This is a genomic window from Shewanella mesophila, from assembly GCF_019457515.1.
Taxonomy (GTDB): Bacteria; Pseudomonadota; Gammaproteobacteria; order Enterobacterales; family Shewanellaceae; genus Shewanella; species Shewanella mesophila.
This window is the reverse complement of sequence record NZ_CP080421.1, coordinates 791785-806105: the sequence shown is the minus strand read 5'-3', so window position 1 is coordinate 806105 and position 14321 is coordinate 791785. Positions and strand designations below refer to the sequence as shown.

The 14321-nt window shown below is 46.2% G+C and carries 11 protein-coding genes; 5 read left to right on the top strand and 6 right to left on the bottom strand.

Annotated features, from left to right (window positions below; genetic code table 11):
* The first annotated feature begins 24 nt into the window (after nucleotides 1-24).
* Nucleotides 25-849: a TIGR03899 family protein gene (locus K0I73_RS03645; protein WP_220063182.1), complete on the top strand. Its 825-nt coding sequence runs from the start codon at nucleotides 25-27 to the stop codon at nucleotides 847-849.
* On the opposite strand, the gene cobA is transcribed toward K0I73_RS03645, so the two are convergent.
* A complete protein-coding gene (cobA, locus tag K0I73_RS03640) occupies nucleotides 836-1657 on the bottom strand; it encodes a uroporphyrinogen-III C-methyltransferase (RefSeq protein ID WP_220063181.1) in 822 nt (273 codons plus the stop codon). The genes K0I73_RS03645 and cobA overlap by 14 nt on opposite strands.
* 277 nt (nucleotides 1658-1934) lie before the next feature.
* Here cobA and K0I73_RS03635 point away from each other — a divergent pair, with 277 nt between their 5' ends.
* The 3 genes from K0I73_RS03635 to K0I73_RS03625 all read left to right on the top strand — a co-directional run bounded on the left by K0I73_RS03635 (nucleotide 1935) and on the right by K0I73_RS03625 (nucleotide 4978).
* A complete protein-coding gene (locus K0I73_RS03635; protein ID WP_220063180.1) occupies nucleotides 1935-2864 on the top strand; it encodes a phospholipase A in 930 nt (309 codons plus the stop codon).
* 21 nt (nucleotides 2865-2885) lie between these two features.
* Nucleotides 2886-4340, top strand: coding sequence for a S41 family peptidase (locus K0I73_RS03630; RefSeq protein ID WP_220063179.1), 1455 nt, complete (start codon nucleotides 2886-2888; stop codon nucleotides 4338-4340).
* Nucleotides 4341-4444: 104 nt separating this feature from the next.
* A complete protein-coding gene (locus tag K0I73_RS03625; RefSeq protein ID WP_434086711.1) occupies nucleotides 4445-4978 on the top strand; it encodes a peroxiredoxin in 534 nt (177 codons plus the stop codon).
* A 94-nt stretch (nucleotides 4979-5072) separates the two neighbouring features.
* Here K0I73_RS03625 and K0I73_RS03620 read toward each other — a convergent pair whose 3' ends face one another.
* The 5 genes from K0I73_RS03620 to K0I73_RS03600 form a co-directional block, all read right to left on the bottom strand.
* Nucleotides 5073-5486: a DUF3010 family protein gene (locus tag K0I73_RS03620; RefSeq protein WP_220063177.1), complete on the bottom strand. Its 414-nt coding sequence runs from the start codon at nucleotides 5484-5486 to the stop codon at nucleotides 5073-5075.
* Between the two features lie 91 nt (nucleotides 5487-5577).
* Entirely contained in the window at nucleotides 5578-7296 is a 1719-nt protein-coding gene (locus tag K0I73_RS03615; protein WP_220063176.1) for a hypothetical protein, read from the bottom strand.
* A gap of 538 nt (nucleotides 7297-7834) precedes the next feature.
* Nucleotides 7835-8587, bottom strand: coding sequence for a phosphoadenylyl-sulfate reductase (locus K0I73_RS03610; RefSeq protein ID WP_258405284.1), 753 nt, complete (start codon nucleotides 8585-8587; stop codon nucleotides 7835-7837).
* A complete protein-coding gene (gene cysI, locus K0I73_RS03605; RefSeq protein WP_434086710.1) occupies nucleotides 8580-10304 on the bottom strand; it encodes an assimilatory sulfite reductase (NADPH) hemoprotein subunit in 1725 nt (574 codons plus the stop codon). The genes K0I73_RS03610 and cysI overlap by 8 nt, the downstream gene beginning before the upstream one ends.
* 59 nt (nucleotides 10305-10363) lie before the next feature.
* On the bottom strand, nucleotides 10364-12142 hold the full coding sequence (locus K0I73_RS03600; protein WP_220064244.1) for an assimilatory sulfite reductase (NADPH) flavoprotein subunit: 1779 nt from the start codon (nucleotides 12140-12142) through the stop codon (nucleotides 10364-10366).
* Nucleotides 12143-12783: 641 nt separating this feature from the next.
* Between K0I73_RS03600 and K0I73_RS03595 the strand changes: the two genes are divergently transcribed.
* Nucleotides 12784-14310 carry a Re/Si-specific NAD(P)(+) transhydrogenase subunit alpha gene (locus K0I73_RS03595; RefSeq protein ID WP_220063173.1) on the top strand — a complete coding sequence of 509 codons (1527 nt, stop codon included), beginning with the start codon at nucleotides 12784-12786 and terminating at the stop codon, nucleotides 14308-14310.
* Nucleotides 14311-14321: the final 11 nt, after the last annotated feature.

The following is a 14321-nucleotide window of genomic DNA, read 5'->3' as shown; positions in this document are numbered from 1 at the left end:
CATAGAACATAGAGCGATGTAAACATGGCTGAAGTCGTCAAGGTATCCTCCAACCAACTTGATGTCTCTGCGCGCAAGAAAACCTTGCTGTTAGGACGACAATTAGGTTTGGGTAGCGAGGAGGGCTATCGACCATCGAATGCATCTATCATTGAGCGCGCCGAACATAGAGCGCTTAAACTGGCTAGTCAATATCAGAGTAATATTGAGACCATCTATGCTATTGCTATCTCTCATAGTTCGTCCGATGTCACCGGTGCGGACTTAGATCCTGACTGGGTGCATCAGTTCTTTAAGCTGGCAGAGCAGATCCATAATCGCAATATGCAAGAGTTATGGGGACGTATATTAGCCAATGAAGTCAGCAACCCAGGGAATTTTAGTTTAAGAAGTTTAGCGACACTCAAACAGCTGACTCATAAAGAAGCGCAGATGTTCGAGAAGATCTTAACCATGGCGGTCACCATTAATGGTGACTCTAAGCTTAAGCTTATCAATGGCTATCGCCATACAGGAGGCATTGGGCAACTGTTTAGAAAATCTGAAAGCGTTAATATCGCCTTTTCGCTGTTTGGATTGCCCTACTCTTCAATACTCACCCTTATGGATGCAGGCTTGCTTCATCGAAGTGAGTTTGAAACCGGGGAGCTCAATTCAAAGAACCCAATCAGCTTTACCCTAGCGGGCAGTAAAAAGCTCCTCACCCCCAAGCATGGGCATCTGATCTTAAGCTATTATCGCTTAACCTCTACTGGGGATGAATTAGCCCAGCTGGTTCGCCCCAAAGCAGACGAAGAGTATGCTAAGGCGCTAGGCGCCCTATTCACTAAAGATTTTAAACTTGATTAGTGACGGCAAGGGTTTCTTCAGCAGAGAGATTAGCGTCACTCGGATTAAACCAGTTTAAGCTAGCAGCTAAACCAACAACCTCACCGATAATCATCAGCGCTGGCATTCTAAGTTCTGGTGATGCCGCTAACTGCTCTAGCTCACCTAAAGTACCAATAAAGCTACGCTGATTTGCCGTGGTTGCTTTAGAGACAATCGCCACTGGCGTAGAGGCAGCGCGGCCCGCATTGATCAAGCCTTGCTGTATGGTGCCTGCATTTAAAATACCCATGTAGATAACGAGCGTATTTTGGCTATTGGCATAACTTTTCCAGTCGGTTGGACGACTCTCAAGTTTGCAATGACCGGTAATAAAAGTGACCCCTTGAGCATGATCTCTATGGGTCAAAGGAATACCGGCATAAGCAGAGGTGCCGCTGGCGGCTGTAATACCTGGAACCACTTCAAACGCCACACCAGCCTCAACTAAGGTTTCTAACTCTTCGCCGCCACGACCAAAAATGAACGGATCGCCGCCCTTGAGCCGCACCACGTTTTGACGAGTATAGGCTTTGGTGACTAAGAGTTGATTGATCTCGTCCTGCGCCGCACTGTGTTTACCTGCGCGTTTGCCTACGGCAATCTTTTCAGCATCTGCAGGCACCAATGCCATGATCTCGTCACTCACCAAGGCATCAAACAATACCACATCGGCCTTTTTTAAGATGCGATAAGCCTTAAGCGTTAATAGCTCAACGTCTCCAGGTCCGGCCCCAACTAGCCAGACCTTGCCGAGTGCCTGCTGCCTGGGTAAAGTAAATAGTTCCATGTTCGCATCTCTTACAGTGTAGTCAGACTAATATACCGCCATTCTTATTCCCTAAAAAAGAGCTAATAGTTAACATTTATTCCTTTTAGTTATTAAAAATAGTAACAGAGATGATGTGAGTTATTTTTGTAAAATAGATCAATGGTATAGAAGTGAGATAAACTGAAAAATATAAAAAGGTGCAGAATTGCGCTTCAGATGTTAAAACTGCTGTTAATTTTACGCACACCCCCCAACATAAGATCTGTGCTAAATGGTGCAAACAAGGAACCCAAGGATGAAAATTGCTCATTATTGCTTATGCCTGTCTCTATTTGGTCTACTGGCCTTTGCCTCGCAAACCTATAGCGCAGAAAAACCAGCGGAAGAGCCACCAAAAGAGAGTAGCGATTCATTACTCAATGAGAGGATCAAAGATGAATTAGCAACGGCTGAGCTACCTTTTGTGATCACCCCTCACAAGGTAAACTACATCTTGCCCGTGACTTATAACAGCACACCCAATGAAGATCCCTTTAAAGAGGAGATAGAAAGAACCTCTTCTGAAGTGGACAAGGTTGAAGCTAAGTTTCAAATTAGCTTCAAATTTCCCCTGATGTATAACGTCTTTGGTGATAATGGCCATCTGTTTTTCGCCTATACCAACCAATCCTACTGGCAAGTTTACAATAAAGAGGTGTCATCGCCCTTTCGTGAAACCAACCATGAACCCGAAATATTTATGATGTTCAACAACGATTGGAAAATTGGCTCATTGACCAATTCTCTCTGGGGATTCGGCGCTGTGCATCAATCGAATGGACAATCGGGTGATCTCTCCCGCAGTTGGAACCGTATTTATGGCACTATGGTGTTTGATGACGGCCCATTAGCATTGGCGGCAAAAGTATGGTGGCGCATCCCTGAAGATGAAAAGGAGTCTCCCACCTCACCTAGAGGTGATGACAACCCTGACATCTTAGATTACATGGGGAATTTCGAAATTCACGCCATCTATGGAATTGATGAACATAGGTTTAGCCTGTTAGTGAGAAACAACCTTGAAAAGCCTAATTATGGTGCGATAGAAGCGACTTGGAGCTACCCGATAATGGGCACACTCAGGTTCTATGCGCAATATTTTAATGGCTACGGCGAGAGCCTTATCGACTATAATGCTCATACCAACCGTATCGGTATCGGCGTGTCGATCAACGACATCTTATAACCCTAAAATAAACTAAGGAGCATGATGAAATTCGGACATCAAACCATTATCAATGGGTTCGGACTGATCATGCTCATCAGCTGTATTCAACTCACCCTTATCGCACTTAGGAGTGAGCCGCCAAAGGCGCTACTTAGTCAACATGAGATCCACACGGATCTCTTACTGCTTAAGCAGACAATTGCCACTCACTCCTCTTTGGCCGCTATCGCTCCCCAGCATTTTGAGCAGTTAAAAAAACGGGCGATGCAAGTCGCTAATTCAGCTAGATCAAGCATCAATCGCGGTGAATTTGCCATCCAACTCCTTAAAGTGCTCGCGCCACTCGATGATATTTCTAGTCGAGTGTCTGACATTCGAGCCAAACAATATCTCCCCATCACACTGCGTCAGATGGATGATGACTGGTTGGCCTTAAACAGTAACGATGAGCCTCTAGATGCGGATTTTCCTTTTATCACTCATATAGATGGCCTTCCATTAAAACGCTGGGTTGATGCCAGCCAACAATTTCTGCCATCATCGATACAGTCCGTGCCGACCGAGCAAGCCAAGATACTGCGGATGTTATCGATATTACGACAAGAGATAGGTATTTCGAGTAGCGAAACGGTTCGTTTGACACTCAGTGATCATCGAGAGCATGTTCGCCAAATCAGCTTGACCGTAGAACGGGACATACCTAGAGCGCTGCAACCATCGAAGACAACGACAAACTTCAACAATACGCCAGAGGGATTTTTTAGCTTCTCAGATCTCAGCAAATTTACGCTCGACAACCCGCTCGAACATTCTCTGAAGCGCGCCCTGTTTTCACCGATCACCATATTGGATTTACGTCATGCTTATGGCAATGGCGAACAGTTATTAGCTTGGCTAGCCAGTTATTACAGTCCAACAGTGGCGGCGCCACTCAGTGGAGTGAACCTATCAAACACCTATGCCATCGCTCGTTATAGACGTGCTGCAAACGTTCGAGGCGACTACCTGACGCCAATGAAGTTTATCCCCTACGATTCATTGTCGAGACAGGATCAGTATGAAGTTGATCTGACAGAGCAGCAGATAGAGACTCAGTTCGATGACGGTTTTAGCCAGTGGCATGTTCGAAAATGGCAGCAACAAGCTCTTCCGCTACATCTATTGCCTCAACCTAAACCGGGGAAATTGGTACTATTAATCGGACCCGACTGTCGTCAGCAATGCCAATGGATAGCGCATTTTGCGAAACAGTGGCCCAAGACCATCTTAATTGGCGAACCTACTCGGGGAGATTTCGGCAAGCATCATCATTTCAGATTACCCAGCAGTGGCATCACAGTGTCTGTCACCAGTAGTATCATCTATGACATGGTAGGACAGCGTTTGTCGGGAGTTCCCACCAAGCCCGATATTGAACTCCCCATCGATGAGATACTCTACTGGCAAGGGATCCTTGCCTTAGTTAACGAGCACAACCAAACCATTAGCCATTAGCCATTAGCCATTAGCAATTAGCAATAATCCTCAGGTGCAATACCGTACCTGACAAAATTACCGACAAAAGGACGTCCAACATGAATACCCTTCTTAAAAACTTAATGATCAGTGCAGGCCTCATCATCAGCGCCTTTACAGTTACCTTAGCGCAGGCAACTGACCTCAAAGTGGGTGACAAGGCGCCAGAGTTTCGCCTACAAGCCACCGATGGTTATTTTTATCAGCTCAGTGATTATCTTGGTAAGCAAACTTTAGTCCTAGCTTGGTACCCCATGGCAAACACACGAGGCTGTACTCTCGAGTGCAAATCATTAGTGCAGAAAGGCGATCTTATTCGTAAATACAATGCGGTATATATGATGGCGAGCGTCGATGATTTAGAGGACAATCAGAAATTTGCCAAAGAGCAGCGAGCCGATTTTCCCATGCTCAGCGATCCAACCAAAGAGGTTGCCAAGGCGTACGATGTACTTAATTTGGTTCGAGTCGCTAGCCGCGTCACTTTCTATATAGGTAAAGATGGCACCATCTTAAAAATTGATGATGACATCAACCCTGAAACGGCAGCTGAAGATATTGCAGCAACATTAGCGCAGCTCGGCGTTGAGAAGCACATTGAAGAGAAACAAGGCTAAGCTCTGTAACTATCTATTTTAATATAATTAACCTGAACTCGGGATAATTCATCTGGCGTTATTCCATCTCTTAACCCAAGTTCATGTTAACTAATCACGTTAGCGCTTCGAAGGCAAGGTCGTAGGCCTTGCCTAAATCGAGCGTCTTGGGCTTATCCGCTTTTAATTCGCTATTTCTCTTATCTGTGGCTTTGAGCGTCGCAGGATGCACAAAAATGAGCGGCACTGGCGTAATCGTCAATAACACCCCTTCGAGTATAAATGTGCCCGCCCCGCCAGCACCTTGCCCCGTGGTAGCACGGCGATTTAGCACTAGTTGCTGCACATTGTGCTCAGTGCAATATGCGCCGAATGCTTCACGAAAAGCCTTGATATCTTCTACGGTTGGCGCCTTGGGAATGGCAATTTTATTGACCTTAGAGACCACCATTCGATGCGCGGCACGCGTCCCTTCAAGGCTAACTAGACGCACCTCGTTGCCCTTTAAAAATACACCTGTCGTAATCAAAACCTTTACCTCTACCCAAAATATAAAGCCCTATCATCATGCTAAGTCATAGTGATAAGGCTTTAAGAGAAACTTGCTTTTACTAATGGTATTACTTGCTGTTATGGGTCTGCACAAAGGAATCGATAACAATACCTTGAGCGTTCACATCTACATCGAGCTTAACCTTCATATTGTAATCTTTAAGGTTAGTAAACTCAGGCGGGAGCGTCTCACCACTGATCTCCATAAGAGTCATCATAGGCATAAACATCTTGCCGTAGTCAGCCGACATACTCAGCAAACCATTCGCCGACAATGTCTCTTTTGCTAAACCATCTGCGATCTCTTCACTCTTGCCACCGCTATAGATAGCTAAGTGATTGCCTTTAAGTGCCATATTGGCGGTAAAACCAAGATATGGCGGCAGTTGCAATGCGCTGTTGAGATCAACTGCACTGCCATCTGTTGGTAGCTGGATATTTGCAAGCTCAGGAGCAAAAGGTTTCACCATGTTAAATAGGGTCGCAGGATCATCAGCCGATAACGTCACTATGGCATCTAAGCCTTTAAGTTCGACCTGCTCAGTTCCCTCACTCAATTCATAATTGATAAGAGACATAGACAAACCTTTAACTCCATTTGCCATACCGGTGAACATACCTAACATAGCAGGAGATTGATCTTCCATCTCCGCTTGCATCTGCTGCAATGGGTCACATTGATATGAAGGCGTTAGCAGCTCGTTCCATACCTTAGTCAAGGCAGGAACAAACTCGTTGACATCGACACCTAAGCCAAATGAAAACACGCTGTTATTCACATCCTGGGTATAGGCGGGTAAGAATCCACGGATCTGCTTTAGTGCGCCCATGATCACCTGATTATTACTTTCGATCACAGTGCTAAAGCCCATGCGAGTCTGCTTATCTTTAATCTCAAAATCAGTATAACCGATGACGGTTCTAGGCCAGTTTTGCGCTATGCCTGTTAACTCAGTGTGGCAGACTTCGGATCTCAGATCTGCAAAAGGATCTTCTTTAGTGATGGAATAAAAATGATTCAACTGTTTAGCCAGCTGATTACCATCGCTGGTAGTGATCGCCTTAACTAGCTCTTGATGATTGATATAACTGAGACCATCTTTTAAGAAACCATGCTTAGCAAAAATATCTTCGACAATACCCGTTTCACTCAGTGGATTAGGGACAGCTTTGATCCCAAGCGCTGTTTCAATCAGGGCTGGATCGCTAAAGCTGGTTGCTAAAGTGATCGTTAACACCCCTTTATCGATAGCCAATACCAGATCGATCGTCTCATTTTCCGTTTCATCCAGTAGCGGATAGGCACGGTAACTAATGCCTCCTATCGTTCGCAGCTGGTGAGTTAGACCACTTTCGGCTTCGATGCCATCTAGCTGTGCCCAAAGCACGTCGGGCTTAGCAATATCGAGCTTAAGTACAGGCAAAGCGCCTAAGGTATAAAAATAACTCGTAAGGCTATTTGGTAGGCCAAAGGTATCGACAAATGTTTGCCCATCTTTTATGCCAGTCATATAACGATTAAATAACCCGAGGAAAAACTTAGCTCGTGGATCATTTTCATCTTGCATAAGGTCCTGAAGCTCTTGAGGATATTGCTTTTGAGCATCAGGAATTGAATCTATGTAGTCTTTGATTGGAAATGGCTTAAACTGCGCCGAAAAAACTGGCGTATCCGCCGGCACGAATGCCAACATCGCATTATTAGGCTCGGCTCCCTTCTGCTGAGTAGCCCAGTATGCGCCTGCCCCAATAGCGATCACTGCCGCCGCCACTAATGCCTTTTTCATTAAAAACTCCCTTTAAATATCATAATAGCGTCTAGGGCTATAAATTCAGCCTAAAACTCGCTTACACACAAATCGTGGCACAGATAATACTATATGGATGAATAGAAAGGAAAATAACTCTTGTGACTTAACTTGTATCTTTAAAGATATCGAGAAATGGATATTAGGGATTGTGATTGGAAGATCCCTGGATAGCCACAACGGACTATCCAGGGCCTAAAGCTATTAATTAGCATGCGCCAGCAAACCAATCAAACATCAAGCTCTCGCCAGAGCGAGGGTGTTTCGATATTGTTGGCGGCTCTGCCTGTAACTTAAAAGAGGAAGAAAAGTTACGCGATCCAAATTAAATCGGATACAGACAACATATCAAAACCATCTACGGGAACTTACCACTATAGATCAACTCAACGACCTGTGCATAACATTGTGCAAAAAAAGTGCACAATTCATAATAAAGTGCTAATCCTTTAGCCTAAGAGTGTCTGCTTGTTGGCATAATAGCTCTGCAGAACTCAGCTCCTCGTACGAGTCGCCATTAGATCTCGTAGTGCAAACCACATTCGCGTTTCAAACCGTTAAAACGGGTTTCCTCTTCTGTCATTCCAAGCTCTAATGGCTTACTCGAGTGAGTATCTCCCACTGACACATACCCTTGCTCCCAAAGTGGATGATATGGCAGTTGATGAGTGGTTAAATACTCATGCACATCCTTATTACTCCACTCTAAGATCGGCAATAATTTATAGCGATTGCCATGAATAGCCAATACAGGAAGCGCTTCACGAGTGCTCGATTGTGACCGTCTAAGCCCTGCAAACCAGGTTCCAACATTAAGATCTTGCAGCGCATTCTGCATAGGGATCACCTTGTTGAGCCGGTTATACTGCTCCAGACCATCAAGCCCTTGCTCCCAAAGGCGACCATATTTAGCCTCTTGCCAAGCAGCGCTCATAGGTGCTCGATACACCTTAAGGTTAAGCCCTAAACGCTCGGTCAATTCATCGATGAATTGATAGGTTTCGCTAAACAGATAGCCTGTATCGGTTAAGATCACTGGAATATCGCTTTGGATCTGACTCACCAGATGCAACATCACCGCGCCTTGGATACCAAAGCTCGATGAAAGCGCATGATTACCTGGTAAATAGGCCAGTCCCCACACCACTCGCTGAGCAGGACTCAAGGTTTCAAGATACCTATTTACCCTAACCAGTTCGGCTTGCTGCTCGACTTTGGGCGCATTGAGTAGCGCCAAAAGTGCATCGGCAGAGATCACGGATTTATCCATGAAAATCCTTAGCGGCATCTAAAACCGCCTTCACTACGCCAACGCGCACAGTGAAGTTACCAAAAGTTTCACCCGCTTCACGCTCACTCACGTAGCGCGCAAACAGCCCATCCAGCTCAGATAAGATCTCAGCTTCCTGAATATTCTCACGATAAAGCTTATTCAAGCGCGTGCCTTCAAAACTCGCACCGAGATAAAGGTTATAACGTCCAGGCGCCTTACCCACTAAGCCGATTTCGGCGGCAAATGGTCGAGCACAACCATTAGGGCAACCTGTCATGCGGATCACTATGCCTTGATCGAGAAAACCATGCTGCTCTTGCAGCGCTTCAACCTTAGTCAAAAAATCAGGGAAATAACGCTCAGCTTCCGCCATCGCTAAGGCACATGTTGGCAATGCCACACAAGCGATAGAGTGACCACGGGTTTCGGTGATCAACTTGCCCATCAAGCCGTGGCTGCGAGCAATCGCTTCAATTTGGGCCTTATCGGCTTCGGCGACGCCTGCGATGATAATATTCTGGTTTGAGGTCATGCGGAAATCGCCTTTATGCACTAATGCGATCTCACGTAATCCCGTCTGCAATGGCTGACCAGGCAGATCTTTAATGCGGCCACCTTCGATGAACAAGGTTAAATGCCATTGATCATCGACCCCTTTGATCCAACCATAGCGATCGCCGCGATCGCCGATCACCACATCACGCTTAGGCTGAAACTTGATACCCGCTCGCTGCTCAACTTCTGCCTTAAACGCCTCGAAACCATGTTTAACTATGGTGTACTTAAGACGCGACTGCTTACGATCGGAGCGGTTACCCCAATCGCGCTGCACTTTAAGGACCGCTTCGGCAAATTTGAGGCAATCTTCGGCTTGAATAAAACCAAAGTCATCACCAAGACGTGGGAAGGTAGCCACTTCACCATGGGTTGACCCCATACCGCCACCCGCGACTAAGTTAAAGCCAACCAGCTCGCCTTCTTCGGCAACGGCAACAAAACCTAGGTCATTGGTGTACACATCGACGTCATTATCTGGCGGCACTGCAACTGCCATCTTAAACTTACGCGGCAGGTAGGTCTTGCCATACACAGGCTCAACCTCATGTCCTTCGCTCACCGCAACCTTGTCATCGCCTAACCAAATTTCGGCATAGGCTTTAGTGCGAGGTAAGTAGTTATCCGACAGCTTCTTCGCCCAATAATAAGCCTGTTGATGCAGCTTAGACTCCACCGGATTTGGATTACACATCACGTTACGGTTCACATCACCACAGGCGGCAATTGAATCGAGTGCTTCTTTATCGAGATCTTGAATCAGTGTCTTCAAGTTGCGCTTAGGAATACCGTGATACTGGAACGTCTGGCGCGTCGTTAGACGAATACTATTTGAGCTGGTCAATGTCGAGGCAATCTTATCGACCCCTAACCACTGCTTAGGCGTACACACACCACCAGCCACGCGAGCACGCAGCATGAAGCTATATAAAGGTTCAAGCTTTTGCTCTTTACGTTCGTTACGTAAATCACGATCATCTTGCTGATAGAAACCATGAAACTTAATAAGCTGCTGATCACCGTCACTAAAAGATCCGGTCAGTGACGTATCTAGCCCCTCTTCTATGGTGCCGCGTAGATAATTGCTGTCAGTCTTTAGGTACTCGTTTACTGATAATTTTTGTTCGCTCATGGCTACTGCCTTATCCTTTTCGAGCAATCTTGTTATCACTGCTCGTTAATCTTTTTAGTCAAATTTACGGGTATCAAGACCTAGGGTTAATAGACATCTTTTTGATAACGCTTGTCGCTACGAAGCGTTTCTAAATACTCTGCTGCCTGCTCGTCATCTTTACCGCCGTATTGTTTCACCACATCAATCAATGCCTGATGGACATCTTTCGCCATACGTTCTGCATCACCACAGATATAAAGATGTGCGCCATTTTCTAACCATTGCCATAAGGCTTCGCCTCGCTCGGCAATACGGTGCTGCACATAGATCTTATGGGCCTGATCGCGCGAAAAAGCCGAGTCTAAACGAGTCAAAGTACCGTCATTGAGATACTGCTGCCACTCGGTCTGATAGAGGAAGTCTTGCTCGAAGTGTGGATTGCCAAAGAATAGCCAGCTCTCGCCACTCGCCCCTTGCTGACTGCGCTCCTGCATAAAGGCCCTAAACGGCGCAACGCCCGTACCAGGACCAATCATGATCACTGGTGTTGCTGGATTTTCGGGTAGACGGAAATGATTGTTAGGCTCGACATAAACCTTCACCTCACAGCCCTCTTCTGCGCTAGCAAGGAACTGAGATGCACCGCCGTAACGCGTAATGCCATCACGCTCCTCTTCAACTAAAGCCACAGTTAAATGCACTTCTGCTTCGACTTCCGCTTGGCTCGAGGCAATCGAATACAAACGCGGCGTGATTGGGCGTAACAACTCAATCAATTGAAACGCCGTAATCTTCACTGGATAATTAGCAACCAGATCGGCCAACTGATGATTAAGCACAAACTGACGTGTTTGCTCTCTATCGTCACTTAACGCCTGTAAAGACTCACTACCACTGAGCTGCGCCCAGTTTTTCACTAAACCAGGATAAAGCTGAGTCAATTCACGCTTATCTTTTAGCGCGTCGAATAGAGAAAGGTTTTCGTCAGCTATGGTTACGTCTGTTTCGCCATCGAGTGACAAGCCAGTCAAGATCTCACTGACCAAAGCGTCTGAGTTACTAAACCATACTCCTAAGGCGTCGCCGACTTGGTAATTGAGCCCTGAGTCACCAAGATCTATCTCGACATGGCGTACATCTCTGTCTGAGTCTCGACCTGTGAGTTTTTGACTGGTTAACAACTCAGCACTAAAAGGCTTCTGTTTGGTATAAGCCGAAGTGGTCACGCTGCTACCTATGGAGACCACGCTCGCGCTAGAGACCGACACTAAAGGCTTAATCGCTTCTAATACTTGCTGTTGCCACGTGCTCGCAGCAGCTTCATAGTCAACGTCACACTCGGCAAGCGGCACTATGGATCTTGCACCTAATGCCGATAAACGCTGCTCGAAATCTTTACCCGTTTGACAGAAGAACTCGTAGCTAGAGTCTCCCAACGCTAACACGGAATAATTAAGATGCTCTAAACGCGGGGCACGCTTCGACGCTAAAAACTTATGCAGTTCGATAGCATCATCGGGGGCTTCACCTTCACCATGAGTACTGACTACAGCCAATAATAGGGTTTCTTGCTTAAGCTGACGCACTTTATAGTCGGCCATTGAGACCAGATTAACCGCATAGCCTTGAGCCTGGGCTTTTTCAGCCAGAACGCTGGCAACACCACGACCATTGCCCGTTTGGCTGCCATATAGAATCGTAATGGTTTGCTCTGGCGTGCTTTCGGCGCTTCCCGTATTGATGCCAAATTCTGCGGTGGCAGAAAGGTAACCGCCCACCCATGCCAGCTGCACGGCATTCAGTTCAGAAGTGAGTTGCTTAAGCTTATCCACCTGTCCTTGGGACAATGGAGAAGCCAACGATGAAAGCTCTTTTAACAACATGGAAGACGGCCCTTTATCAGTGTAATTCACTCAGCTTAATCCTATATTCAAAAAGCAAAAAAGAATAAAATCTAATTTTTAATTCGATTTTGGAATATACAAAGTACAAGAATTAAGCTACAAAAGTGTGGACTGGTTAAAAGTTTTTGCTCCGACCAGTTAAGAAATAGTCACTATGAGAAATATGCACTTGTGTCTCGCCACACAATTGCCACAATGAGTGGCCGATGCCACAAGTCAATTTTCTCTTATTTACAATGGTTTAAATTTGTACAACTGAGCATCGACATAAAAGCAATGTCACCCGAATGGGAATAGAGTCCACACTTATTATCCATTTGGGCTAACGGCTTATTGATACTAAGCCCAGCTCTGAGCTTTAAGCTAAATGGATTTAGCCCTACAACACGATAATTTTTCTGTTTGTTTTGCCTAAAAAAGCAATCCAAGTGAGATTGAATGGGTTCTCATGTGTTGGTCCACATGAAGACGACAAAGGTGTGAGTAATAGCTCAACGCTTCACCCAAACACCTTAGAAAGATAGAAGTTATTATCGAAAGATAAACCGATAGCGTATTTAACTGCGTTACACAGCAGAAAATAGATCAGGCTATTATTCATTAACTATCAGGGAATAGTCATGCAGATTGGAATACCGAGAGAGAGTCTCAATGGAGAAACCCGGGTCGCAGCGACCCCGGCGACCGTAGAGCAACTTAAAAAGCTCGGCTTTGAAGTTGCAATTGAAGCTGGTGCAGGCCAGCTATCTAGTTTCGATGATTCAGCCTTTGAAGCTGCCGGAGCGAGTGTCGTCGATAAGGTATGGGACGCTGACTTTATTTTTAAAGTTAACGCACCAACGGACGCCGAAATTGAGCAGCTAAAAGCAGGCACAACGCTTGTTAGCTTTATTTGGCCCGCTCAAAACCCTGAATTAGTAGAAAAACTATCCCAGCGCAATGTCACTGTGATGGCAATGGACATGGTTCCGCGTATTTCACGCGCTCAGTCGCTCGATGCCCTATCTTCTATGGCCAACATCGGCGGTTATCGCGCCGTCGTTGAAGCCGCGCATCAGTTTGGCCGCTTCTTTACCGGACAAATTACCGCCGCAGGTAAAGTGCCACCAGCCAAAGTGTTAGTCATTGGTGCAGGTGTTGCCGGTCTTGCTGCCATTGGTGCTGCAGGCTCTTTAGGCGCTATTGTACGTGCATTTGATACTCGCTTAGAAGTGGCTGAGCAGATCGAATCTATGGGCGGAGAGTTCTTAAAACTCGACTTCGGTGACGAAGAAGGTGGTTCATCTGATGGCTACGCTAAAACCATGTCGGATGAATTTATTGCCGCAGAGATGGCCCTATTTGCCGAGCAGGCAAAAGAGGTCGACATCATCATCACCACCGCATTAATTCCCGGTCGCCCCGCGCCAAAGCTCATCACCAAAGAGATGGTCGATAGCATGAAGCCTGGCTCTGTGATTGTGGATCTCGCCGCGGCCACTGGCGGTAACTGTGAGTACACCCAATCCGGTGAGTTGATTGTCACCGACAATGGTGTGAAAGTGATTGGTTACACAGATCTACCTGGGCGCCTACCCGCTCAGTCATCACAACTGTATGGTACCAACCTAGTCAACTTGATGAAGTTAATGTGCAAAGAAAAAGACGGCAATGCCGTACTTAACTTTGATGATGTTGTCATGCGTAATATGACTGTGACTAAAGAGGGCGAGATCACCTTCCCGCCACCAGCGATTTCAGTTTCTGCTGCGCCGCAAAAACCTGCTGTGAAAGTGGAAACTAAAACGGCTGAGGTGAAACAGCCTTCAAAGCTCAAGTACATCTTAGCTGCGTTAGGCGTGGTTGGCTTTGGCGCCGTTGCCTCTGTCGCGCCTCCAGAGTTTTTGTCGCACTTTACAGTATTTGTGTTGGCATGTGTGGTGGGTTACTACGTCGTATGGAACGTATCCCATTCACTGCATACACCACTGATGTCAGTGACTAACGCCATTTCAGGCATTATCGTTGTCGGCGCCTTACTACAGATCGGCCAAGGCTCGACCTTAGTCACTGTTCTGGCTTTTATCGCTGTGCTTATTGCCAGTATTAACATCTTTGGCGGCTTTACCGTCACTCAGCGCATGCTGAAGATGTTCCGTAAGGATTAAGGGGGTTTAAC